This is a genomic window from Streptomyces sp. NBC_01408, assembly GCF_026340255.1.
Taxonomy (GTDB): domain Bacteria; phylum Actinomycetota; class Actinomycetes; order Streptomycetales; family Streptomycetaceae; genus Streptomyces.
On the sequence record NZ_JAPEPJ010000001.1, the window covers coordinates 2095159 to 2119285 of the forward strand.

Annotated in this window: 21 protein-coding genes and 1 pseudogene; 12 read left to right on the top strand and 10 right to left on the bottom strand. The window is 71.6% G+C overall.

What is annotated here, in order from left to right; translation table 11 throughout:
• Window position 1: 1 nt before the first annotated feature.
• A complete protein-coding gene (locus OG447_RS09820) occupies window positions 2-1153 on the bottom strand; it encodes a lipid-transfer protein (RefSeq protein WP_266936096.1) in 1152 nt (383 codons plus the stop codon).
• Window positions 1154-1245: 92 nt separating this feature from the next.
• Here OG447_RS09820 and OG447_RS09825 point away from each other — a divergent pair, with 92 nt between their 5' ends.
• Entirely contained in the window at window positions 1246-2964 is a 1719-nt protein-coding gene (locus OG447_RS09825) for a FadD3 family acyl-CoA ligase (protein WP_266936097.1), read from the top strand.
• 1 nt (window position 2965) lies between these two features.
• On the opposite strand, the gene OG447_RS09830 is transcribed toward OG447_RS09825, so the two are convergent.
• The 4 genes from OG447_RS09830 to OG447_RS09845 form a co-directional block, all read right to left on the bottom strand.
• Window positions 2966-3538 (bottom strand): Uma2 family endonuclease, encoded by a 573-nt coding sequence (locus OG447_RS09830; protein ID WP_266936098.1) that lies wholly within the window; start codon window positions 3536-3538, stop codon window positions 2966-2968.
• 32 nt (window positions 3539-3570) lie between these two features.
• On the bottom strand, window positions 3571-4305 hold the full coding sequence (locus OG447_RS09835) for a class I SAM-dependent methyltransferase (protein ID WP_266936099.1): 735 nt from the start codon (window positions 4303-4305) through the stop codon (window positions 3571-3573).
• 231 nt (window positions 4306-4536) lie between these two features.
• The gene (locus tag OG447_RS09840; RefSeq protein ID WP_266936100.1) at window positions 4537-4767 is read right to left on the bottom strand and encodes a hypothetical protein; all 231 of its coding nucleotides are present in this window, start codon (window positions 4765-4767) and stop codon (window positions 4537-4539) included.
• Between the two features lie 171 nt (window positions 4768-4938).
• Window positions 4939-8004 (bottom strand): BTAD domain-containing putative transcriptional regulator, encoded by a 3066-nt coding sequence (locus tag OG447_RS09845; RefSeq protein ID WP_266936101.1) that lies wholly within the window; start codon window positions 8002-8004, stop codon window positions 4939-4941.
• Between the two features lie 132 nt (window positions 8005-8136).
• On the opposite strand from OG447_RS09845, the gene OG447_RS09850 reads away from it, so the two are divergent.
• Window positions 8137-9357 carry an amidohydrolase family protein gene (locus tag OG447_RS09850; RefSeq protein ID WP_266936102.1) on the top strand — a complete coding sequence of 407 codons (1221 nt, stop codon included), beginning with the start codon at window positions 8137-8139 and terminating at the stop codon, window positions 9355-9357.
• 406 nt (window positions 9358-9763) lie between these two features.
• Here the strand turns inward: OG447_RS09850 and OG447_RS09855 are convergent, their stop codons facing one another.
• The 3 genes from OG447_RS09855 to OG447_RS09865 form a co-directional block, all read right to left on the bottom strand.
• The gene (locus tag OG447_RS09855; protein ID WP_266936103.1) at window positions 9764-10006 is read right to left on the bottom strand and encodes a hypothetical protein; all 243 of its coding nucleotides are present in this window, start codon (window positions 10004-10006) and stop codon (window positions 9764-9766) included.
• Window positions 10007-10223: 217 nt separating this feature from the next.
• Complete coding sequence (locus OG447_RS09860; protein WP_266936104.1) at window positions 10224-10535, bottom strand: DUF6415 family natural product biosynthesis protein; 312 nt, start codon at window positions 10533-10535, stop codon at window positions 10224-10226.
• Window positions 10536-10623: 88 nt separating this feature from the next.
• Entirely contained in the window at window positions 10624-11868 is a 1245-nt protein-coding gene (locus OG447_RS09865; protein WP_266936105.1) for a helix-turn-helix domain-containing protein, read from the bottom strand.
• Window positions 11869-12047: 179 nt separating this feature from the next.
• Between OG447_RS09865 and OG447_RS09870 the strand changes: the two are divergent.
• The 4 genes and pseudogenes from OG447_RS09870 to OG447_RS09885 all read left to right on the top strand — a co-directional run.
• Window positions 12048-12266, top strand: a pseudogene (locus tag OG447_RS09870) (flavoprotein); the annotation flags it as partial.
• A 1102-nt stretch (window positions 12267-13368) separates the two neighbouring features.
• Window positions 13369-13785, top strand: a complete 417-nt coding sequence (locus OG447_RS09875) for a hypothetical protein (protein ID WP_266936106.1) — start codon at window positions 13369-13371, stop codon at window positions 13783-13785.
• A gap of 29 nt (window positions 13786-13814) precedes the next feature.
• Window positions 13815-13973, top strand: a complete 159-nt coding sequence (locus OG447_RS09880; RefSeq protein WP_266936107.1) for a hypothetical protein — start codon at window positions 13815-13817, stop codon at window positions 13971-13973.
• Between the two features lie 194 nt (window positions 13974-14167).
• Window positions 14168-15019: a serine protease gene (locus tag OG447_RS09885; protein ID WP_266936108.1), complete on the top strand. Its 852-nt coding sequence runs from the start codon at window positions 14168-14170 to the stop codon at window positions 15017-15019.
• Here the strand turns inward: OG447_RS09885 and OG447_RS09890 are convergent.
• The gene (locus OG447_RS09890) at window positions 15016-15456 is read right to left on the bottom strand and encodes an NUDIX hydrolase (RefSeq protein WP_266938815.1); all 441 of its coding nucleotides are present in this window, start codon (window positions 15454-15456) and stop codon (window positions 15016-15018) included. The genes OG447_RS09885 and OG447_RS09890 overlap by 4 nt on opposite strands.
• Before the next feature lie 245 nt (window positions 15457-15701).
• On the opposite strand from OG447_RS09890, the gene OG447_RS09895 reads away from it, so the two are divergent.
• On the top strand, window positions 15702-16574 hold the full coding sequence (locus tag OG447_RS09895; protein ID WP_266936109.1) for a hypothetical protein: 873 nt from the start codon (window positions 15702-15704) through the stop codon (window positions 16572-16574).
• 77 nt (window positions 16575-16651) lie between these two features.
• Here OG447_RS09895 and OG447_RS09900 read toward each other — a convergent pair whose 3' ends face one another.
• Window positions 16652-17575, bottom strand: coding sequence for a hypothetical protein (locus tag OG447_RS09900; RefSeq protein WP_266936110.1), 924 nt, complete (start codon window positions 17573-17575; stop codon window positions 16652-16654).
• Between the two features lie 148 nt (window positions 17576-17723).
• Here OG447_RS09900 and OG447_RS09905 point away from each other — a divergent pair, with 148 nt between their 5' ends.
• The 5 genes from OG447_RS09905 to OG447_RS09925 all read left to right on the top strand — a co-directional run bounded on the left by OG447_RS09905 (window position 17724) and on the right by OG447_RS09925 (window position 24077).
• A complete protein-coding gene (locus OG447_RS09905; protein ID WP_266936111.1) occupies window positions 17724-18674 on the top strand; it encodes an LLM class F420-dependent oxidoreductase in 951 nt (316 codons plus the stop codon).
• A gap of 10 nt (window positions 18675-18684) precedes the next feature.
• Window positions 18685-19470: an SDR family NAD(P)-dependent oxidoreductase gene (locus tag OG447_RS09910; protein ID WP_266936112.1), complete on the top strand. Its 786-nt coding sequence runs from the start codon at window positions 18685-18687 to the stop codon at window positions 19468-19470.
• A gap of 116 nt (window positions 19471-19586) precedes the next feature.
• Window positions 19587-20708 carry an LLM class flavin-dependent oxidoreductase gene (locus tag OG447_RS09915; protein WP_266936113.1) on the top strand — a complete coding sequence of 374 codons (1122 nt, stop codon included), beginning with the start codon at window positions 19587-19589 and terminating at the stop codon, window positions 20706-20708.
• A gap of 145 nt (window positions 20709-20853) precedes the next feature.
• A complete protein-coding gene (locus tag OG447_RS09920; protein ID WP_323181746.1) occupies window positions 20854-22593 on the top strand; it encodes a D-aminoacylase in 1740 nt (579 codons plus the stop codon).
• Complete coding sequence (locus OG447_RS09925) at window positions 22590-24077, top strand: aldehyde dehydrogenase family protein (protein WP_266936114.1); 1488 nt, start codon at window positions 22590-22592, stop codon at window positions 24075-24077. Before OG447_RS09920 ends, OG447_RS09925 begins: the two co-directional genes overlap by 4 nt.
• Window positions 24078-24127: the final 50 nt, after the last annotated feature.

The following is a 24127-nucleotide window of genomic DNA, read 5'->3' on the forward strand; positions in this document are numbered from 1 at the left end:
CTCAGGCGCGCAGCAGGATCGCGGACGTCGGGACACCCTCGCCCGCCGTGACCAGGCAGGTCGCGGCGTCCGGCACCTGGGCGGTGGAGCTGCCGCGCAGCTGCTTGACGCCCTCGTTGATCAGGTTGAAGCCGTGCACGTACGCCTCGCTCAGGCCGCCGCCGCCGGTGTTGATGGGGAGCCGGCCGCCCATCTCCAGGGCCCCGCCCTCGGTGAAGGCGGCGCCCTCGCCGCGCCCGCAGAAGCCGTAGCCCTCCAGCGAGAGCGGGATCAGGGGGGTGAAGGCGTCGTAGATCTGGGCGACGTCCACGTCCTGGGGGCCGAAGTCGGCCTGCTTCCACAGGTGGCGGGCGGCGGTCCAGGCGGGGCCCGTCAGGGGGTCGTCGTTCCAGTAGTTGACCATGCCGTGGTGCTGGGCGGGCAGACCCTGGGCGACGGAGTGCACGTACACGGGCTTCTGGCGGCAGTCCCGGGCGCGTTCGGCGGAGACGATCACGCAGGCCAGGGCGCCGTCGGTCTCCAGGCAGTTGTCGAAGAGGCAGAGCGGGTCGCTGATCATGCGGGAGGTCATGTACATCTCGCGGGTCAGCGGGCGCTCGTACATCATGGCGGCCGGGTTCTCGTTGGCCCGGTTGCGGCAGGCCATCGCCACGTTGAAGAGGTGGTCGCGGGTGGCCCCGTACTCGTGCATGTAGCGCCGGGCCAGCATGCCGATCTCGTCGGCGGGGCGCAGCAGGCCGAAGGGGCGGGTCCACTGGCCGGGGGTGGGCAGCTGGACGGCGGTGTTCTTCCACGGGCGGGGGCCCGAGCCGCGCTTGCGCGAGCGCCAGGCGACGCCGACGGTGGCCTGGCCGGTGGCGACAGCGGCCGCGAGGTGGCCGACGGTGGCGCAGGAACCGCCGCCGCCGTAACCGATCTTGGAGAAGAAGGTGACGTCGCCCGCGCCGATGGCCTTGGCGACCTCGACCTCGTCGGTCTCCTCCATGGTGTAGGAGGAGAAGGCGTCGACCTCGGACGGTTCGATCCCCGCGTCGGCGAGGGCCGCCAGGATGGCGCGGCACGCCAGTTCCTTCTCGGACTGCGGTAGCCGTTTGGCAAAGGGGGTCTGACCGATGCCGACTATCGCCGTAGCGTCCTTGAGCGTTGCCGCCATCGCCACCTCCGGGGTGCACCAGTACTGACAGCCGCGAAGGCTACAGCTAATCTGACGGATAGTCAGCTACTGGTACCGGGGAGGGGCGGACGATGGGCGAGGACCGACACGGCGCGGGGCACGGCGCGGGGCACGAGGCCGCTTTCGACGACGGCGTTCTCGACGACGGCGTCTTCGGCGACGGCGTCTTCGACGGCGACGGCGGCGAGGACCCGCGCGGCGACCTGCGCTGGGGCAGCATCGCCGGACTGGTCCGCGAGGCCGCGACGCGCTACGCCGACCACGAAGCCGTCGTCGACGGCCGCTCCCGGATCAGCTACGCACAGCTCGGCGCACGCGTCGAGCGCGCCGCGGCCGCCTGCATCGCCGCCGGAGTCGAACCGGGCGACCGGGTCGCCGTCTGGGCCCCCAACACCCTGGAATGGATCGTCTCCGCCCTCGGAGCCGTCTCGGCGGGCGCGGTCCTCGTCCCCCTCAACACCCGTTTCAAGGGCGCCGAAGCCGCGTACGTCCTCCAGCGCAGCCGGACCCGGCTGCTCTTCGTCACCGGCACCTTCCTCGGCACCTCCTACGTGGCCTCCCTGCGCCGCGCCGCCGCCGAAGGCACCGGCACCGGCCCGCTGCCCGCACTGCCGCACCTGGAACAGGTCGTCGTCCTCGCCGACGACGCCCCCGAGTCCTTCCGCACCTGGAAGGACTTCCTGGCCGGCGGGGACGGCGTACCGGCCGACACGGTCCGCGAACGCGCCGCGTCCATCCCCTCCGACGCCCCCTCCGACATCATCTTCACCTCCGGCACCACCGGCAGCCCCAAGGGCGCCGTCATCACCCACGCCCAGTCCCTGCGCTGCTACGACGTGTGGAGCGAGCTCGCCGGACTGCGCGAGGGCGACCGCTACCTGATCGTGAACCCCTTCTTCCACACCTTCGGCTACAAGGCCGGGATCATCGCCTGCCTGATGCGCGGCGCCACGATGGTCCCGCAGCCCGTCTTCAACGTGGACACCGTCCTCGCGAACATCGCCGCCGAGCGGATCTCCGTACTCCCCGGACCGCCCACCCTCCACCAGTCGCTCCTCGACCACCCCCAGCGCGACCACCACGACCTCACCGCCCTGCGCCTGGTCGTCACCGGCGCCGCCGTGGTCCCCCTCCAGCTCGTCGAACGGCTGCGCGGCGAACTGCACATCGCCACCGTGCTCACCGCCTACGGACTCTCCGAGGCCAGCGGCATCGTCACGATGTGCCGCCGCGGCGACCCGGCCGAAGTCATCGCCGCCACCTCCGGACGGGCCGTCCCCGGCACCGAGGTCCGCGTGGCCGACCGGCACGGGGCCGCCCAGGCCCCCGGCACGGCCGGCGAGGTGTGGGTCCGCGGCCACCACGTCATGCGCGGCTACTTCGAGGACCCCGCCGAGACGGCGAAGGCGGTCACCCCCGACGGCTGGCTGCGCACGGGCGACGTCGGGGTCCTCGACGCGGACGGCAACCTGCGCATCACCGACCGGATCAAGGACATGTTCATCGTCGGCGGCTTCAACGCCTACCCCGCCGAGATCGAGCAACTCCTCGGCCTGCACCCGGACATCGCCGACGTAGCCGTGATCGGCGTGGCGGACCCCCGCCTCGGCGAGGTCGGCAAGGCGTACGCGGTCCGCCGCCCCGACTCCACCCTCACCGCCGACGACCTGATCGCCTGGAGCCGCCGGGAGATGGCCAACTACAAGGTCCCGCGCGCGGTGGAGTTCGTCACGGAACTCCCGCGCAACGCCAGCGGGAAGGTCCTCAAGCGCGAACTGCGCGCCCGCTGAGTCAGGGGACGAGGCTGCCCAGGTCGATGGCTGCGGGGAAGGGCACCGACACCTTCAGCCACTCGCGGTGGATCCCGGTGGGGACGTACGTCCGGGTGACCGTGTCCAGCTCGTAGACGTGCACGGCGGGCCCGCTTTCCTCGTCCTCGACCCGCCAGAAGTGGGGGATCCCGGCCTGGGCGTACTTGAAGGGCTTGATGGAGCGGTCACGGTCCGCCGACTCCTCGGACGCCACTTCGATCACCAGGACGACCTCCTCCGGGAGGTAGCGGGTGCGGTCGGGGTCGTAGGCGACCGACGCGGCCAGGATGTCCGGCTCGGGGCGGCTCCTCTTGTCGAGACGGACGGTCATCTCCCGTTCGATCTCAATGCCGTCGGGCGCGGCCTGCCGCAGGCCGAAGGCCAGGTTCTGCGCGAGCCGCGAGTGCCAGGACCGCTGCGGGGACACCCTGAAGATCAGGGCTCCCTCAATGAGCTCGGTGTGCCGGGGGGCCTGGGGCAGGTGGTCCAGGTCGTCCGCTTCCCAGCCGCTCGGGCGGGGTGGGAACATCCACTCGGGAAGTTCGGCTTCCATGGTGTCCTCCAGAGGGTGCCCGGCCGGCCTACTCAACCACGCGCTGGCTTGCGGGCCAGGACCAGGCGCCAGCGGGGGGTTCCGTCGTCGCGGCGGCCGAAGTGCTCCAGGGGGGCGGTCTCCACCGTGAAGCCGGCCGCACGCAGGTCGGAGCGGACCCCGCCCAGCGGGAAGGTCCGGTAGTACATGACGAACGGCGGCCGCCACACCGCGTTGCGCACCCGCATGGCCGCGTCGAAGCCCGCCACCGCCCACCACACCGGCGAACCCGGCGGGAGCGGCGCACCGATCGGGAAGGCGAAGACCCCGCCCGCTCGCAGCGCGGAGTGCACGCCCGCGAAGAGGGCGGGGCGCTCCGCCGGGAGGAAGTGCCCGAAGGCCCCGAAGCTCACCGCCAGGTCGTACGAGTCCCCGAGCGCGGGCGGCAGCGCCCGCGCGTCGGCCCGTACGAAGTCCACGCGCGGGTCCGGGTGCGCCTGCGCGGCCTCGGCCAGCATGCCCGCACTGAGGTCCACCCCGGTCACCCGCCCCCGGCACAGCCGGCGCAGCATCCCGAGCCCGGCCCCGGTGCCGCAGCAGACGTCCAGCCCGGCGCCGAAGGAACCCTCCCGCTGGGCGAGGGTCTCCTCGACGGCGTCGAGCATCCGGTCCGGGGTGCGGAAGGGCGTGTGGTCGAACTTCGGCGCGAGCAGGTCGTAACCGCGCTCGACCGAGGAGAGGGCCTGCACGGCCAGCTCGCGGACGCCCGGCCCCTGGGAGGTGAACACCCTCCCACCCTATGTGCCGCCGCCCGCCGCCCACCGTCCCGTGGACACACGAACGCGGCGGCCGCGGTGGCTCCCCCTCCGGGCCACCGCGACCGCCGTTCCCCCGTGCTCCCCCCGGATCCCCCCCGTGGGTCCCCCGTGTTCCCCCGTGCTCCGCGCCGGATTCCCCCGTGTCCCCCCGGATCCCCCCGTGGTTCCCCCGTACGGCGTGGAGCTGCTCGTGTGCGTCGGCTACGGACGCGGACCTGACGCGTGGTTGTCCAGCGTCTGGATCTCCTCGCCGTTGGCGGGGCTGGTGTCCAGCGGCTTGGCCGCGGCGCCCGACGTGGTGCTGTTGTCCAGCGGCTTGACCTCGGCGCCCGACGCGTGGTTGTCCAGCGTCTCGATCTCGAGGCCCGACGCGTGGTTGTCGAGCGGCTTGATGTCGCCGTCGGCCGGCAGGATGTTCTCGTTCGTCGTCATCGGACCTCCTGGTGGATGGGTCGGGCCCGTTCGGCGATTCCCCCGATGACCGCCGAACGGGTAGTCCTCCAACCGACCCGGTAGCCCCCCGACGCGCCGGGTCGATGTACCTATCGTGCCCGGGGGCGATAAACGAACGATGAACGCCTCGTTCAACGGCCGAAGCCCAGCTCAGGCCGCCAGCTCGGAGGCCAACAGGGCGCGCACCTCGGCCAGTTCGGCCGAGTCCAGCTGAGCGAAGACCGCCTCCGCGTCCCGCCAGCACGCCCGGGCCCGGTCCGTCTGCCCCAGCCGCCGCAGCGCCTTGCCCAGCACCGTCAGGACGGTCGCCCGGCGCCACTCCCCGCCGATCCCGCGCAGGGCGATGGCCTGCTCGGCGTGCGAGGCGGCCAGGGTGGGCCGGCGCGCGGCCAGGTGGGCCTCGGCGAGCCGGAAGTGGGTCACGCCCTCCCACAGCGGCTGCCGGTTCTCGTGGAAGAGGGAGAGGGCCTCGGTGAGCTGGGCCAGGGCCTCGCCGAGCCGGCCCGCCTGGGTGAGGGCGATGCCCAGCGCGTACCGGCCGTTCGCCAGCCGCAGGGTCAGGCCCATCCGGTCGTATATGGCGATGCCCTGCTGCGCGAGGTCGATCGCGCTGTTCAACCGCCCGAGCATCACGTGGATGCGGGAGAGGTTGCACAGGGCGCTGGCCTCGCCGATGTTGTTGTCGTCGGCCCGGAAGTTCTCGATGGCCTCCAGCAGGAACCGCTCGCCGTCGGCGTACCGGCCCTGGTGGAGTGCGATGATCCCGCGGTCGTTCGGCGCCCAGCAGCTCGGCAGCGGGTCGTCGGCCTCGCGGGCGAGCACCATGGCCTGCCGGGCCTCGTCGTCGGCTTCCGCGTTCAGGCCGGAGACCAGGTAGACCATGGTCAGGGTGGTACGGGCCCGGCCCTCGGCGCGCGGGTCCTTCGCGGTGCGGGCGGCGTCGCGCAGGGCCACGGCCGCCGATTCGTACTGCTTGGAGTTGGCCCCGGACTCGGCGAGGTCCTTCGCCGCCCACAGCAGGTCCACGGCCCGGCGCAGGACGTGCGTCTCGCCGCCCCGCGCGGCGGACTGCCGTACGCAGGCCAGCAGCGGGTCGGCCTCGGCGAACAGCCAGTCCAGGGCGGTGTGCGGCTCCGCGAAGACCAGGCCGGGGTGGCGGGTGGCGGACAGGTGTGCGGGGAGCCGGTCGCCGGGGCGCTCCAGCGCGTAGACCCCGGAGGCGGTGGCCAGGTAGAAGTCCAGCACCCGGTCGAGGGCGGCGTCGCGGCTGCTCGGCGGCTGCTCGTCGCGTTCGGCGCAGGCACGCGCGTAGAGCCGTACGAGGTCGTGGAAGCGGTAGCGGCCGGGCGCGGCGGATTCCAGCAGGGAGCAGTCCACTAAAGCTTCGAGGAGGTCCTCGGTGTCGTGCTCGGGCAGGTCGAGCACGGCGGCCGCGGCGGAGAGGGAGATGTCGGGCCCGTCGGGCAGGCCCAGCAGGCGGAACGCGCGCTGCTGGGCGGGTTCCAGCTGGCCGTAGCCCAGCTCGAAGGTGGCCTTGACGGCGAGGTCGCCGGCCTGGAGCTCGTCGAGGCGGCGGCGCTCGTCGGCGAGCTTGGCGGCGAGGACGGACACGGTCCAGGTGCGCCGGGCGGCGAGGCGGGAGGCGGCGATGCGGATGGCGAGCGGCAGGAACCCGCAGGCGCCGACCACGTCGAAGGCGGCCTGGCGTTCGGCGCGTACGCGTTCCTCGCCCACGATGCGGGTGAACAGCTGGAGGGCCTCCTCGGGGCTCATCACGTCGAGGTCGACGAGATGGGCCCCGGCGAGGCCCGCCATGCGGACCCGGCTGGTGACGAGGGCGGCGCAGCCCGCGGTGCCCGGCAGCAGCGGACGCACCTGGGCCGCGTCGCGGGCGTTGTCGAGCAGGACCAGGACGCGGCGGCCGTCGAGGGTGGAGCGGTAGAGCGCGGCGCGCTCGGCGGAGGAGTCGGGGATGGAGCTGTCGGGGGTGCCGAGGGCGCGCAGGAAGGATCCGAGGACGGCCTCCGGTTCGGCGGGGCGGGCCTCGGTGCCCTGGAGGTCGACGTAGAGCTGCCCGTCGGGGAAGTGCGGGCGGGCGGCGTGGGCCACGTGCACGGCGAGGGTGGTCTTGCCGACGCCCCCGATCCCGGCGAGCGCGGAGACGGCCATGACCTGGCCCTCGGAGCCGCCCGAGAGGATCGTGCCGAGCTCGTCGACGAAACTGGCGCGGCCCGTGAAGTCGGGCACGGTAGCGGGCAGTTGGGCGGGCCTTACGTGGACGGCGGCGGCCGCGGGCGCCGGGTCCTCGGCGCGGGCGAGGTCGGCGTCGGCGTTCAGGATGCGCTGCTGGAGGGCGGCGAGCTCGGGGCGCGGGTCGACGCCGAGCTCGTCGGCGAGGAGGCGGCGGGTGTCGGCGTAGACGGCGAGGGCCTCGGCCTGCCGGCCGCTGCGGTAGAGGGCGAGCATGAGCAGCTCGCGCAGGCGTTCGCGCAGCGGGTGGGCGGCGGTGAGGGCGGTGAGCTCGGAGACCGCCTCGGCGTGGTGGCCGACCTCCAGGTCGAGGTCGAGGCGGCTCTCCAGCAGCTGGAGGCGCCATTCGGCGAGCCGGACGCGTTCGGTCTCGGCATGCGGGCCGGGCACCCCCGCGAGGGGCTCGCCGTCCCACAGGTCCAGGGCGCGGGCCAGGAGGGTACGGGCCAGGTTGCGGTCACCGGCCGCACGGGCCGCCTCGGCGTCGGCGGCGAGGCTGCGGGCGACGCCCAGGTCGAGGGTGGCGGCGGAACGCAGCCGGATGGCGTAGCCGCCGGACTCGGTGACCAGCAGCCCGGGGTCGAGGACCTTGCGCAGGCGGGAGGCGTACGTCCGGATGGTGGCGAGGGCCTGCTGCGGCGGGTCCTCGCCCCAGATGGCGTCGATCAGTTCGGGCGCGGTGGCGGTGCGCCCGTCGCGCAGCAGGAGCGCGGCGAGCAGGGCGCGCTGCTGGGGGGTGCCGGAGGGCAGTGCGTCGGAGCCGCGCCAGGCGCGGATGGGCCCGAGTACGGCGAAGCGGGAGCCGGAGGAGCCTGCGGAGGCGGCGGCGGCGGAGGGTGGGGGCGGTGCGGCCGGGTGGGCGGCGGAGGCGGGCGGGGCCGGGGCGGCCGGGCCGGCGGCGGTGAGGGTGGTGCGGGCTGCTTCGGGGTGTTTCCGCGGGTGCGGGATGGCCGGTACGCCGTCCATCTGTCGTCCCCCCTGCCTTCCGTCGGTGTAAGGGTCAGTCTGCCCTGTCTTGCGCGTACACGTCAGCCCGTAACGGACCGATCGGCTCCCAACTAGCTGACGGTTCGTCAGATCAGCGCTACCGTATCGGGTATGGAGACCTTCCCGAAGATCATCTCGGTGGACGACCACACGGTGGAGCCCCCCCACGTCTGGCGGGACCGGCTCCCGTCCAAGTACCAGGACACCGGCCCCCGCGTCGTCCGCGCCCCCTTGAAGGAAATGACCTTCCTCGGCGGCAAGTTCGCTCCCGTCATGGGAGCCAAGGGCGACGACGGCCCGATCGGCGACTGGTGGGTGTACGAGGACCTGCACCGGCCGCTCACCCGCCTCGACACCGCCGTCGGGTACGACCGCGACGAGATCAAACTGGAAGTCATCACCTACGAGCAGATGCGCCCCGGGTCCTTCTCGGTTCCCGACCGGCTCGCGGACATGGACGTCAATCACGTCCAGTCGGCCCTCTGCTTCCCGACCTTCCCGCGCTTCTGCGGGCAGACCTTCACCGAGGCGGCCGACCGCGAGCTGGGGCTGCTCGGCGTACGGGCGTACAACGACTGGATGGTGGAGGAGTGGTGCGGCCCGGAAGCCCACGGCCGCCTGATCCCCCTCACCCTCGTACCGCTGTGGGACGCCCGGCTGGCCGCCGCCGAGGTGCGCCGCAACGCGGCGCGCGGCGTCCGCGCGGTCGCCTTCTCGGAGATACCGCCCCACCTCGGCCTCCCGTCCATCCACACGGACGACTGGGACCCCTTCCTCCAGGCGTGCGACGAGACCGGCACGGTCATCGCCATGCACATCGGCTCGTCCTCCCGCATGCCGTCCACCTCGGCGGACGCCCCGCCGGCGGTCGGCTCCACCATCACCTTCGCCAACTGCTGCTTCTCGATGGTCGACTGGCTGATGAGCGGCAAGTTCGAACGCTTCCCCAACCTCAAGATCATGTACGCGGAGGGCCAGATCGGCTGGATCCCGTACATCCTGGAACGCGCGAACGTGGTCTGGGAGGAGAACCGTGCCTGGGGCGGCGTAGCGGACAAGGTCCACCGCCCGCCGTCGGAGCTCTTTGCCGAGCACGTCTTCGGCTGCTTCTTCGACGATCCCTTCGGCCTGAAGAACCTCGACGCGATCGGCGTCGCGAACGTCCTCTACGAGACGGACTACCCCCACTCGGACTCCACTTGGCCCAAGTCCCGCGAGGTCGGCGAGGCCCAGATGGGTCACCTGGACCCGGCGGTGGTGGACCGCATCGTCCGCGGCAACGCGATCGACCTGCTGGGCCTGACCCCGGAGGGGCTCTGGGCGGGGCGGTGAGGTGAGGGGATGAGGGGGAGGGGGAGGGGGCTGTTACCCCTGAGCGGCATCAGGGATGGTTTGGGGGTTTCCCGTCAGTCCCATCGTCTCTCCGTGTCGGGCCGGCCCCTCAAGGGCGCTCACTGCGTTCGCGTCGCTTCGCGATGGCCTGCGGCCACCCTTGACCGGCCGTCCCGCCCCGGAAAGACAGGACTGTCGGGAAACCCCCAAAAGAACGGTTACCTGGGGACGAGCAGAGGAGCGGGGCGGCCGGCGATGCACGGCCCGGTGCCGGCGGCCCAGCCGGAGCGAAACCCCGACCAGACCCCAGGCAGAAGCCGCAGAAGTGGGAACCGCGTCAGATCGCTACGTGCTCCTCATCTCTCGGCGTCTGCGACCCGCCTGTGGCCGGACGTAGGCCGCTCGCTCAGAACAGGACGCTCGGCCTGAGCGAGGAGAGCGGGGCTACGTTCTGCCAGCAGCGCAGCGGATCGTGGTCCACGGCCCACGCGAAGCAGCAGATCCGGCAGTAGGCCATGGCGCCGCCGAACTTGATCGAGATATGCGCCTTCAGCCGACAGCCGCGGCAGAGCACGTGTTCCCGTACGCAGATCCCTTCGGGATGCGCCGAAGACGTCTCGACTCGCAGCTGGAGCCGTGAGAGGTCCAAGGCCTCGCGTTCCATCCTGGGCAGGTCGTCCCACCCCGGGCCCATCACCGCCGCCGCGAAGGGGAGGTGCGCCGTGTGGGACGGTTCGATGTCGGGGAGCAGTCGGGGTGTGCGTACGACGGCGGGCGGACACCGGACGCGGAGAAGTCGGAGTTGTCGATCCGGTTCGCCCCGACAGGCGCCACGGGGTGGTCGCAGTACACGCAGAACTCGGCGCTCACCGGCGGTCGTCGTCTTCGGTGAGTACTTCGATCATCTTGCCGACGGTCCGGGCCAGAGCGCGGGCATAGGTCCAGGCGCCCATCGGGCCCCTCTCCGGGCCGCCTGTCCTGAGCAATTCCCAGTCCTGGAGCGCACCAGCGGCCCGGCGTAGGTGGGCCACCTGCGAGGCGAGTTCCTCTCCCCGGTCCAGAAGCTGTCCGGTCAGGGCCTCGATGTCACGCTCGGAGGGCTTTCGTCCGAAGGGGACGAGCGTTGCCCTCACCAGGGCGGTGACACCTTCCAGGTCGGCTCGTGTGCTGGCGGCCATGCCGTGCTCCCTACCGTCGACAGCGGGTGGTGAGACGACGGTAGCGGTGGATTTGTGGTGGCAGGGGTACAGAATGTACCCCCACGTCTCAGGAGCTCAGCAGACCCAGTCGCTGGGCGAGTTCGGCCGCGCGCTGGCGCCGTGCCGGGCTCTTCGACTCGGCTTCCTCCAGGACGATCCGCTTCGCGTAGCCGTTGTACTGGACAGTCTCCGGCGCTGCCTCGTGCGCCTGAGCAAGCGTGGCCAGTGCCACGTCGGGCTGGGCGTCCAGATGGTAGGCACGGGCCTGCTCGATCCGGTGCCGGGCTCGGCGTGGCCGGGACGGAATCGCCTCTGCCTCCGCGCGGGCGGCTTGCCGGGTGGACTCCCCGCCCGCGTGCAGTTCTACGGCGACTGTCACCGCGTGCGCTCCGATGACTGCCCGCGAGAAGCTCGTGACGGGGTGGAAGTAGCCGGGCGGCAACCCCTCGGCCAGCCGCCGTGCCTCGTCCCAGTACCGCCACGCCGTGCCCGTTTCCCCGCGGCGGGCCGCCGTCAGACCGGCCTCAACGGTGAGCGCGCCGACGACCGCGCGGACGTCCGCGCCGGCGTCGGGGAGCAGCGGCTGTAGGTACCGCAGAGTTTCCAAGGTCACGGCGTCTGCGGCGTCCAGGTGGGTGCTCTCTCGGTGGGCCTGGGTGGTGAGCCACGCGGCGAGGCCGATCGCGTGCGGGTCCTCGGAGTCCTGGGCGGCCATCATGCCGCGTTCGGCAACCCGCCAGACCAGCGGCGCGTCGGGCTGGTAGGCACAGAAGAACTGGGCCAGGAAGTACACCTCGGCGAGCCGGGCTTGTGCGGCTTTCCGGTCGGCGACCGTGCCGGCTGCCCGTACGGAGGCCTGCGCGTCGCGGATCAAGTCAGGCAGTAGGGATCCGATGACGTCGCGGTGGTTCGGGGCGGAGTGCCGGGCCTGCCATGCCCGGGACAGACGTGCGGACAGGTGCGCGGCGGGAGGAGCCTCGTGGCTGGCGCCGAGCTGCAGGGCGTTGAGGGCTTCGCGGACCGCAGCGAACCGCGGGTGCCCGGGGCCCGTGAACAGGGCGGTGCGCATGGACTGGTCGCCCGTGAGGTCGGACAGATCTCGAACGCGAAGCACCTCGGCAAGGCGCAGGATGAGAGGCAGCTTCGGTGTCTTCAGCCGTCCGTTCTCCACCGCCTTCACCCACTCACCTGACCGGCCGACAAGACCGCCGAGCTGGTCGCGGGTGAGTCCTCGGCGACTGCGAAGGATCTGGAGTCTCTGGCCGAAGGCCAGCTGTTCGCGGTACGGGTCTGGCGTAGCGTCGGTAGACATGGCGGCCTTGCCCCTCTCCTTGCAGCTCGACACTGACAGGGTAGGGGGCAGGCCACTTCTGTGTGATCCAGACCGCACGACAGCTTCCCCCGACTCCGCTGAGTTCGGGGGCGCTTGCATAGGCTCGGGCGCCATGACGACGAGGACGCTCTACCTGCTCTGCTCGGCCGCCCCGCCTGTCTTAGGCCATCGGCAAGCGGATCCCCATGGCGGTGATGCCGTGCGTGAACGCGGCGTACGCCCAGCACCCGCAGCTCGGCCCGTCGCTTGAGACCCTGCGGACGGCAGGAGTTCGGGTGCTCTACGGGCCGGAGGGCTTCGAGCCGAATCCGCCGGGAGGGAAGCGGCCGTATCCGTGGGCTCTGGCGCTGGACGCGGTGGACAGCCTCGGCCGGTAGCCGGGCGAGGGCGTTCGACGGTGTTCCGTTGCGGTCCGGCCGATGTCGTCATCGGCGTCCGCCGAGGCAAGGCTCACCGGAGCAGCCGGCCGCCTCTTCTTGGGTTCTCATGCGTCCCTCCTCTGAGCCTGCTGCGGAATGGAACCGCGTGGCGTGCCGACACAGCCGGAGCTGCTTGGCCGAGTGTTTGGGAACCTCAAATTCCGCGAAAACCGACCCCCATGTGACGGTCATCACCAGGCAAATGGTTGATCAAGATGATCTTGTCGTCCATATAATTGCGACCAGCAACGAAGTTAGTGGGAATGACCGCCCGCCTTCGATGCCGAGGAGTTTCAAAACAGGGGGAACAGCATGCTCATGGAGAAGGTGAAACGGGACGCAGCGCTCGCGGTCTCGCTGTCTCCGAAGGCGCCGGCGGATCCGCCGCGCCCGTCAGGACCACTCCCGCGTTGATCTTCGCGCCGGGTGCCACCACGGTCGTTCTTGCCACCGCCGTCGGGTACGTGAACGGGAAGAAGTAAAGGTGAGGGCGGTGCGCGCCCTGCGATCGTAAAGATCGCCCAGGGGCTCGGGCACCTCCCCGCGCATCGCGAGTCGGCGCGTGGAGTGGAAGCCGTACAGGTGGCCGAAGCGCGTGCGGGACACCCCCGTGCGCCGCCACTGTCTGCGCTCGCCGCTCTGCTCCGGCTCATCCCAGGATCTCGCCGCGCGCGATGACGAATTCCCGCGCGCTCAGGTGAATGGCGGCTCGGCTGATTCATCTGCCGGGCGGATGAGGTGTATCCGCTCTGGAATCGACTTGCGCTCACATTCCCGAGAGGGAATTCCGCTGTCGGTAAGTGAATGGCTCACTAAGTCTTAAAAAGCGGGAGCAGTAGATCTGTGCTGCTCGAAAGGTCAACCCGAATTGCGTAGGCGTGGTCATCGCCTCCGGGGCCATGACCCCGCGCCAGTCCCCCGCCCGCCCTGTGGCCCGCCGGGACCCCTGCTCGACACCCCTGAAACGGCGTGTGCGGATACCTGGCCGCCCGCACCGTGCTGAAGCGTCGCTACGCAGTGGACGCACCGAACTGGCCTCCATTCGAAAGGAACACCACTGATGCGTGCCCGTACCTGGGCCGTGGCTGCCGCCACGGCCACCGCCCTCATCACCGCCGCCGCCCCCGCTTCCGCGGCGGGCGGTGGAATCCCCTGGTCCATCACCCACGGAACGGCCAAGGCCGAGGGCGACCGGAGCCTCGCGAGGAGCGCGACCGGAGTGCTGGAGCTGCGGGTCGACGGAAAGCTCTCCCGCACCGGCGAAGGATGCTCCTCGGTGTGGGTCCGCTTCCAGTTCGACATGGCCCCCATGCCGGCCCGCAAGCAGGCCCAGGTGTGTGGCGACGGCACCGCCGACGTCAACATCCGCATGTCCTACATGCCCACCACCACCGGCTACGTGACCGTCTGCAAGGGCACGGAGAAGCCCACCGACTGCGCCCCGTGGGCGAGCATCAGCCACTGGCGCCGCGGCTGACCACCCCTACCACCACAGGAGGAAGAGGCGTGAACGGAATCGACCTCAACGAGCTGGACGAGGCCATCGCCAAGACCTTCGGGGAGGTCAGGACGGCCGTCAACGCACACAACGAGAAGAGCCTCCACATGTACAGCGCCGCCCTGCGCGCCCTGGTGGAACTTCGTCGGGAAGTCACCCCGAACTGACCCCCGGCACCGGTCCCCGTCGTCCCGGGCGCACGCCCGGGGCGACGGACCGGTGGGGGTCCGTCCAGGCACCCTCCAAACCAACTCCGTGCCGTCGAGGGGTAACAGGCCCCCGAAGCCCACCTCTCGCCTTGCACCTGCGGTCGGCTCCGGGGCATGCTTCGCCGGGGCAAAGCGGAGGGATCATAGTGCCGGTGGACAAGCGGAACGTGGTGACGGCTGTGCTGTGTGCGGCGGCCGCCTTGGGGGCTTCTGCGGCGATGGCCGTGCTGGTGCCGCCGCCCGAGGGGGTTCCGGCTGGGCCGGCGAAGGCGGCCCCTACGGGTTCGGTGGCGGAGCCGTCGCGATCGCAAGCGGCGAAGCCTCAGCTTTCGGCCGCTCCCGCGACCACCCTGCCGCCGGCCGTCACCCCGCAGCCCGGAGGTCCCGCGGCCTTCACCGGGGCCCTGTTCACGGGCGGCCTGGACGGTGACCACTTCTGCACCGCGACCGTGGTGCAGAGCCCGGGCCGGAACCTGATCGTCACCGCCGGCCACTGCCTGCTCGACGGGGCGCAGCCCGACGGGGAAGCCGTCTTCGCACCCGCGTACGCCAACGGGTTCGCCCCGTACGGCACATGGAAGCTCGAGGAGGTCTTCGAGGACGACCGCTGGGCCGAGGGCACGGACGACGCGTACGACCTCGCCTTCGCCCGCCTCGCGCCCGACGACAAGGGCCGCACCATAGAGGACGTGACCGGCGCGGCCGTGCTGGACACCAGTGGCCGTGCGGGCGAGGAGGTCACGGTCACCGGTTACCCCGCCGACCGCAAGGTTCCCCGTACCTGCACGGCGCTGGCCGTCCGCGAGAGCGAGACCGCACAGCGCTTCGACTGCGCCGACTTCCCCGGCGGCACCAGCGGCAGCGCGTGGATCGCCCGCGACGGGAAGATCATCGGCATCCTCACCGGCGGCGACACGGACGACGTTTCGACCAGCACGGTCCTCGGGGACTACGCGGCCTCGCTGTACGCCAAGGCCACGGCCACGGCCGCGGTGAAGAACTAGGCCATCAGCCCCAGGTGCACCGGCTCGGCCGGTGCGTTCGCCAGGAGGTCCGGCAGGCGCGGCGGCCACAGGGGTTCGCCGAGGGCGGCCAGGCGCTGCGGGGAGAGCCACTGCCAGTGGATGCCCGGATCCTCCAGCACCGGTTCGCGGTGCGGGCCCGTCGTGAGGTAGATGTGCTCGTGCTGACGGACCGGGATCCCCTGGTGCGTGAAGTCGTGCTCCCAGGTGCACAGCAGCCGACCGGGCTCCAGGTCGGTCCAGCCGGTCTCCTCGCGCAGCTCGCGCCGTACGGCCTCCTCGGGGCTCTCGCCGGGGTCGATCCCGCCGCCGGGCGGCAGCCAGTGGATGCCGACCTCGACGTTGTCCTCGCGGAAGAGGAACACCGAGCCGGCGGGGGACAGGATGACAACGCGCGCTGCGTGACGTGGAGTTCGCATCATCAACTCAGCGTACGCCGGTGATCCTTCCCGGTGTCCGGATTATCCCGCCGCCAGTGCCGCCGCCAGTGCCAGTGCCAGTCCCCCCGCCCGTGCCGGCCTCGGGGATCGGCCGTCTGGGCGATGGGGTTCCGCACCTTGAGGGCGCCGGGCTGACGGTGTGGCTCCGCTTTCCCGCGGCGGACACCCGGGCGGCAGCGCAGCGCTCAGCCACACTGAAGATCGGCTGCTGTACGGTCGGTCTGATGAGCAAGCACGCCCGAGCCCGCTCCCCCAGGTCGCGCAGGTCCCGTACGACGCGCACGCCGCGTGCGTCGCGCCGCGTGGCCCTCGTCGCCACCCTCTGCCTGATGACCCTCGGGGCGGGATGGCTGTACGCCGCCCAGGACTCGGACGGGGCCTCCGGTGCCGCGCTCCAGGCCCGTTCGGACGCCCGTCCGCCGGCCCGGGACCGGGCTGCGCGGGACTCCCAGCGCGAGGCCCAGCGTGAGGTCCAGGGGGAGGTCCAGCGGGAGGTCCAGCGGGATGTGACGCAGGGCTTGACCGGCACCAGTGAGCAGACCAGGGCCAGGATCCCGGCGGAGTCCCGCCAGCTCATCCTGGTCAGCGGCAAGGCGGTGGACTCCTCGGAGGGCACCGCGACCCTCTACACCCGCCCCGCGGCCGGCGCCGACTGGGTCCGGGCCGAGAGCTGGCCGGCCCGCAACGGGGCCAAGGGCTGGTCCACGGAGCGCAAGTACGGCGACCTCACCTCGCCCCAGGGCGTCTTCGCGCTGACCGACGCGGGCGGCCTGCTGGCCGCGCCGCCGGGCACCAGGCTCCCGTACGACAAGGACGGCTCCTTCGTCGCGACGGGCCGGGGAGTGAACGGCGAGTCCCTGGCGGGTTCCTTCGACTACGTCGTCGCCATCGACTTCAACCGCAGGCCGGGCCGCTCACCGCTGGATCCGGTCAAGCCGGAGGGCGAGGGCAAGGGCGGCAACATCTGGCTCCACGTGGACCACGACGGGCCTTCGCAGGGCTGCGTCGGCATCCCGAAGCAGGCGATGAGGAAGGTCCTGGCGACCCTCGACCCGGCGGCGAAGCCGGTCATCGTGATGGGCCCGCAAGGCTTCTGAGCCGGGGCCGGCGGGGGGCCGGCGCCCGGCTTGACGCCGGGCCCGCGCGGGCCCCTGCCGGGCGCCACTTCGGAGACTCACTCATCTGAGGAGCCGTAGCTGTCGAACCAGTGGACGTCGAAGTAGCGGGCCGTCGAGAAAGGCTGCTGCCGGTCAGTGAGCAGGCGGTAGACGAACTCGGCGGTCGTTCCGTCGAACCGCTGCCACGAGTCGGGGATGTCCTCCCGCATGAGGATGGGCCACCGGTCGGGGTCCGGGCCCTCGGTGAGCCAGAAGAACTGGTCGGCCTGCTCCGAGCTCGCCCACTCCAGCAGCCCGCCCGGGGCTGGGTACACCTCGTACGGCTCCCACAGGCCGCTGCGGTGCGTCCTGGCCCACTCGCTCAGGAACTCGGTGTTCAGGACTATGTCGTCGCCCTTGAACTGGGCGTCAGGTACCCGGAGTTGGAGGTATCCGTCGAAGGCACCGTGCCCGAACAGCTCCGTGAGCCGCTTGTATTCGCCGGGGAGTGCCGTCCCGATCCGGGCCTCGACCGCCGCCCAGTCGACCGTACGCACGCGGCTCGTGTCCCAGCCCGTGACGGCGACGACCCCGTCCACCCAGGACGTCACCTCCGCCAGGTCCGCCGCAGGGTCCTTTCGTTCCGCGACCAGCGCCACCAGGCGTACGTCCCCGTCGCCGGTACGGACTGTGCCGGAGCCGATCCACCGGCCCGCCTGCACCCATGCGCGCATCTCCACGATTCGCTCCCCGAACGGGGTCAGCAGCGCCAGCCCGGTCCGTTCGGTCACGGTCGGATCGGCGTATCCGCCCATGGCGAGGTTGCGCGACCGGCCGTAGCGTCCGCTCAGCGCTTCCCGGAGCGTGTCGAGGTCGATCTCATCCGCGGGTGCCAGGCAGGTGTGCCCCGCCGGGTGTCCCGGTTCCTCGCACTCCAGGTCGCCCGTGCCAGGCCAGAGCAGATGGTGGACCGCCGTGAGGAATTCTTCCTGTCCGTTCATGGCAGGCATTGAAGCCGACCCGGCCGACATCGGACCGGCCGAGGCGTCGAATCCCTTGCCTGACGGACCGTCAGCTACGACGATGGCCCGGCACCGGTATGACGAATCGGCAGGATGAATCGGCAGACGAAGGCGAGGCGGGCCCGGCATGGCGCGCGTGTTCACCGAAGGGCGGCTGGTCTACGGGATGCAGCTCCCGATCCAGTCGCAGAGCACCATCTACGCCGAGCCCTGGGAGGCGTCGGCGACGGCCGCCGATCTCGCCGAGGTGGCGCGGGCCGCCGACCGGGCCGGCTTCGGGTATCTGGCCACCTGCGACCACGTGGCGATCCCGCGGCGGCTCGCCGGAGCCATGAGTACCGTCTGGTACGACCCGGTGGCCACCCTCTCCTTCCTGGCCGGGATCACCGAGCACGTGCGGCTGCTCAGCCACGTCGCGATCCTCGGCCTGCGCCACCCCCTGATCAGCGCCAAGCAGTACGCGACCCTCGACCACCTCTCCGGCGGCCGGCTGATCCTCGGCGTCGGCGCCGGGCACGTGCAGGAGGAGTTCGAGGTCCTCGGCGTGGACTTCGCGCGCCGCGGGGCCGTGCTCGACGAGACGTTGGACGCGCTGCGGGCCGCGCTGGGGCCCGAGGAGTACCCGGAGTTCGAGGGCGAGCTCTTCTCCTTCAAGGGCCTCGGCCAGCTGCCCCGTCCCGCCCAGGAGCGGATCCCCGTCTGGGTCGGCGGCTCCTCCGGCCCCGCCGTGCGCCGCGCGGCCCTGCGCGGGGACGGCTGGCTCCCGCAGGGGGACCCGCGCGACAGGCTCCCGGCGCAGATCGCCCGGATCAAGGAGCTGCGCGCCGCGGCCGGGATCGAGGACCCCGTTTTCGAGTTCGGGGCGATCACCGAGGCGCTGTACGTCGGCGAGCCCGCCTGGGGCACCGGCCGCCGGACCCTCACCGGCAAGGCGCAGGCGCTCGCCGAGTCCCTGCGGGAGTACAAGGCGCTCGGCGTCGACCAGATCCAGGTCCGTTTCCGCAGCCGCGACCGGGCCGAACTCGTGGACCAGATAGCCGCGTTCGGCGCCGAGGTCGCGCCGCACCTCAACGACTAGGAGCACCGGCATGGGCAAGCTGGACGGGCGCGTCGTCATCATCACGGGTGCGGCGCGCGGACAGGGCGAGCAGGAGGCGCGGCTCTTCGCCGCCGAGGGGGCCAAGGTGCTCCTCGGGGACGTGCTGGACGAGCAGGGCGCGGCCGTGGCCAAGGAGATCGGCGAGGACCGGGCCCGGTACGTGCGGATGGACGTGAGCCGCGAGGAGGACTGGGCGGCCGCGGTCGCCGCGGCGAAGGAGGCCTTCGGCCCCGTCAACGGCCTGGTCAACAACGCGGGCATCCTGCGATTCAACGAGCTGACCGCGACCCCGCTGGAGGAGTTCCAGCAGGTGGTCCAGGTCAACCAGGTCGGCGCCTTCCTCGGCATCAAGTCGGTCGCCCCGGAGATCGAGGCGGCCGGCGGCGGCACGATCGTGAACACCTCCTCGTATACCGGCCTGACGGGCATGGCCTACGTCGGCTCGTACGCCGCGACGAAGGCGGCCGTCGTCGGCCTGACCCGGGTGGCCGCGCTGGAGCTGGCCGCCAAGGGGATCCGGGTCAACGCGATGTGCCCGGGCGCCGTGGACACCCCGATGGCCAACCCCGGTCTGCTGGATCCGGCCGGGATGACCGACGAGGCGCGGGACGCGATGGCGGAGCTGTACAAGCGGGTCGTCCCGATGGGGCGGGTGGGGCAGCCGGAGGAGGTGGCGAGGCTCGCCCTCTTCCTGACCAGCGAGGACTCCTCGTACATCACCGGGCAGCCGTTCGTCATCGACGGCGGCTGGATGGCCGGCGTGAGCATCCTCTGAGAACGCCCGGCAGTTATCTGATGGAGCGTCAGGTATTGACGCTCCCGCCCCCGCGATGGAACAGTCGAGACATCTGATCTGACGCCACGTCAGAAACCAAAGGACGGTGAACCCCCTTGGAATTCGGGCTCTTCGTGCAGGGATACGTGCCTGAGGCGCGGTCCAAGGTCGACCCCCAGGCCGAGCACAAGGCACTGGTCGAGGAGACCGAGTACGTCATCCAGGCCGACAAGTCCGGCTTCAAGTACGCCTGGGCCTCCGAGCACCACTTCCTGGAGGAGTACTCGCACCTGTCGGCGAACGAGGTGTTCCTCGGCTACCTCGCCGCGGCCACCGAACGCATCCACCTCGGCTCGGGCATCTTCAACCCGCTCGCCCCGGTGAACCACCCGGTCAAGGTGGCCGAGAAGGTCACCATGCTGGACCACCTCTCCAAGGGCCGCTTCGAGTTCGGCACCGGCCGAGGCGCGGGCAGCCACGAGATCCTCGGCTTCATGCCCGGCATCACGGACATGAACCACACCAAGGAGATCTGGGAGGAGACCATCGCCGAGTTCCCCAAGATGTTCCTCCAGGAGGAGTACGAGGGGTTCCAGGGCAAGCACTGGTCGCTGCCCCCGCGCAAGGTCTTCCCCAAGCCGTACGGCAAGGCCCACCCGGCCATGTGGTACGCCGCCGGCTCCCCCTCCTCCTACGCGATGGCCGCCAAGAAGGGCCTCGGCGTCCTCGGCTTCAGCGTCCAGAAGGTCTCCGACATGGAGTGGGTGCTGGAGCAGTACAAGACGGCCATCCAGGAGGCCAAGGCCATCGGCGCCTTCGTCAACGACAACGTCATGGTCACCTCGACCGCGATCTGCGCCGAGACCCACGACAAGGCCGTCGAGATAGCCGTCAACGCCAACATGAACCGCTTCCAGTCGCTGGTCTTCCGCTACCACGACACCTTCCCGCGGCCCGAGGCCATCCCGCAGTGGCCCGAGACCCTGCCCGAGTACAACGCGGAGATCATCGAGCTGCTGATCGCGGAGGAACTGCTGATCTGCGGTGACCCCTCCGAGGTCCGAGCCCAGTGCAAGCGCTGGGAGGAGGCCGGGGCGGACCAGCTGTCCTTCGGCCTGCCGACCGGGGTCTCGTACGAGGACACGATGACCACCATCAAGCTCATCGGCGAGCACGTCATCCCGCAGATCGACACCGATCCCGTGCACCGCACCACGCGCTTCCGCCAGGCCGCCTGACCCGGCGGGGGCTCCGCCCCCGCACCCCCGCGCCTCAAACGCCGGCGAGGCTGGATGTTCCAGCCCCGCCGGCGTTTGAGGCGCGGGGTCTGGGGCGCAGCCCCAGCACACGGCCCGCAACGCGAACACCGGCAGAAGGGACGTCATGCTCGACCACCTGATCAAGGGCGCGACCGTCGTGGACGGCACCGGCGCCCCCGCCCGCGTCGCCGACCTGGGGATACGCGACGGCCGGATCGTTGCCATCGGCGACCCCGGCACCGTCACCGAAGAGGCCCGCACCAGCGAGGACGCCACCGGCCTCGTCCTCACCCCCGGCTTCATCGACCCGCACACGCACTACGACGCCCAGCTCTTCTGGGACCCGTACGCCACCCCCTCCATGAACCACGGCGTGACCACCGTCGCCGGCGGCAACTGCGGCTTCACCCTGGCCCCGCTCAACCCGGCCCGCCCGGAGGACGCCGACTACACGCGCCGCATGATGAGCAAGGTCGAGGGCATGGCCCTCAAGGCCCTGGAGGAAGGCGTCGACTGGACCTGGTCCACCTTCGGCGAGTACCTCGACGCCCTCGAGGGGCGGATCGCCGTCAACGCCGGATTCATGGTCGGCCACTGCGCGCTGCGCCGCCACGTCATGGGCGAGGCGGCCGTCGGCGGGCAGCCCACCCCCGAGCAGCTCCAGCAGATGCTCGACCTCTTCCACGACGCCATGGACGCCGGCGCCTGGGGCCTGTCCACCACCCAGTCCTCCACCCACTCCGACGGATCCGGCGCCCCCGTCGCCTCCCGGCACGCCCGGCCCGCCGAACTCCTCGCCCTCTCCAAAGCCGTCGCCGACCACGAGGGCACCCAGCTCGAAGCGATCGTCGCGGGCTGCCTCGACCAGTTCTCCGACGAGGAGATCGACCTCTTCGTCGACATGAGCGCGGCCGCGGGCCGACCGCTGAACTGGAACGTCCTCACCATCGACGCCTCCGTCCCCGAGCGGGTGCCCCGCCAGCTCGTCCCGAGCGAGCGGGCCCGCAAGGCCGGCGGCCGGATCGTGGCGCTGACGATGCCGATCCTCACCCCCATGAACATGTCGCTCGGCACCTTCTGCGCCCTCAACCTCATCCCCGGCTGGGGCGAGGTCCTCGGCCTGCCCGTCCCCGAACGGATCGCCAAGCTCCGCGACGCGGACGTCCGGGCCGAGATGCTGCGCCGCGCCGACAGCAAGGAGGCCGGGGTCTTCCGCCGCCTCGCCAACTTCGGGCGCTACGTCATCGGCGACACGTACAGCAAGGAGAACGAGGGCCTGTCCGGCCGCGTCGTCAACGACATCGCGGCCGAGCGCGGCCAGGCCCCCTTCCACTGCCTGGTGGAGATCTGCGCCAACGACGACCTCCGCACGGTGCTCTGGCCGATGCCCACCGACAACGACCCGGCGAGCTGGACCCTGCGCCAGGAGACCTGGCAGCACGAGGACGTCATGCTGGGCGGCTCCGACGCGGGCGCGCACCTGGACCGGATGTGCGGGGCCCCGTACACGACCCGCTTCCTCGGCGACTGCCTGCGCGGCCGCAAGCTGGTCCCGCTGGAGCAGGCGGTACGGATGCTCACCGACGATCCGGCCCAGCTGTTCGGGCTGCGCGAGCGCGGCCGGATCGCCGAGGGCTACCACGCGGACCTGGTCCTCTTCGACCCGGAGCGCATCGAGGCCGGTCCGGCGACCCTGGTCCACGACCTGCCCGGGGACAGCCCGCGGCTGGACGCGCGGGCCATCGGGATCGTCTCCGTACGGGTCAACGGCGTGGAGACCATCCGCGACGACGAGATCACGGGGGCGATCCCCGGGATCGTGCTCAGGTCGGGCCGGGACACGAGGACAGTGAGCACGCGATGACGGACGCGCAGGCGCAGAAGCACGCGGTCAACAGGCTCTACATCGGCGGCGAGTGGGTGGAACCCGCCGGCGGCCACTACGAGGTGGTCAACCCGGCGGACGAGTCGGTGGTCGGGCTCGCCCCCGAGGCCTCGCGGGCCCAGGTCGAGGAGGCGGCCCGCGCCGCCGCCGAGGCCTTCGGCGCCTGGTCCCGTACGACGCCCGAGGCGCGGGCGGCGATCCTCGACCGGGCCGCCGACATCATCCAGCGGGAGTACGAGCCGTGGTCGGCGCTGGCGCAGGCCGAGACGGGCGCGCCGACCGGGATCGCGCGCGGCATGCAGGTCGGGGTGGGCGTGGCCCGCTTCCGCCGGTACGCGCGCGGGGCCCTGGAACCCGTCGAGAAGGGCCTCCCGCCGCAGGTCACCGAGGCCGGCCCGATGGGGAAGGCGAGCGTCCTGGGCGCGCTGGAGGTGCGCCAGCCGGTCGGGGTGGTCACCTGCATCACCTCGTACAACAACCCGTGGGCGAACCCGGCGGGCAAGGTGGCCCCGGCGCTGGCCATGGGCAACACCGTGGTGGTCAAGCCCGCCCCGCAGGACCCGCTGTCGGTGTTCAAGATGGCCGAGGCCCTCGCGGAGGCCGGGGTCCCGGCGGGCGTGGTCAACGTGGTGAACGGGCAGTCGGTGGAGGTCGGCGAGGCGGCGGTCGACTCCCCGTACGTGGACATGGTGTCCTTCACCGGCTCCACGGCCGTCGGGCAGCGCATCGCCGAGGTCTGCGGCCGCACCATGAAGCGGCAGCTGATGGAGCTGGGCGGCAAGGGCGCGGCGATCGTCCTGGAGGACGCGGACCTGGACGCGGCCGTGATGGGCATCGGGACGACCTTCTCCTTCTACTCCGGGCAGATCTGCACGGCCCCGACCCGGGTGATCGTCCACCGGTCGGTGTACGCGCAGCTGATCGAGAAGCTGACCGGCTACCTGGCCTTCATGAAGGTCGGCGACCCGACAGTGCAGGGCACGGTGGTGGGCCCGGTGATCTCGGCGGCGCACCGCGACCGCGTGGAGTCGTACGTCGAGCTGGGGAAGAAGGAGGGCGCGCGGATCGCGTACGGCGGCGAGCGCCCGCTGGTGGGGGAAGGCCGCGGCTTCTACGTGGCGCCGACTCTGCTGGTGGACTGCACGAACGACATGCGGGTGGTCCGCGAGGAGATCTTCGGGCCGGTCGTCGTGGTGGTCCCCTTCGAAGGCGACGAGGAAGAAGCGATCCGGCTGGCCAACGACAGCGACTTCGGCCTGCTGAGCTACGTGTGGTCCGGGGACTCGGCACGCGCGTTCCGCGTGGCGCGGCGGCTGCGGGCGGGCGGGGTCGGCGTGAACACGATCGGGCGGAACATGGAGGCGCCGTTCGGCGGCTTCAAGCGCTCGGGCGTGGGCCGGGACGTGGGCTCGTACGCGCTGCACGCGTACAGCGAGATGCAGTCGATCGTCTGGACGGGCTGAGGCGGGCCGAGACCGCCGACATGGTGCGGCCCGGCCGGGGGAGTTCCCCC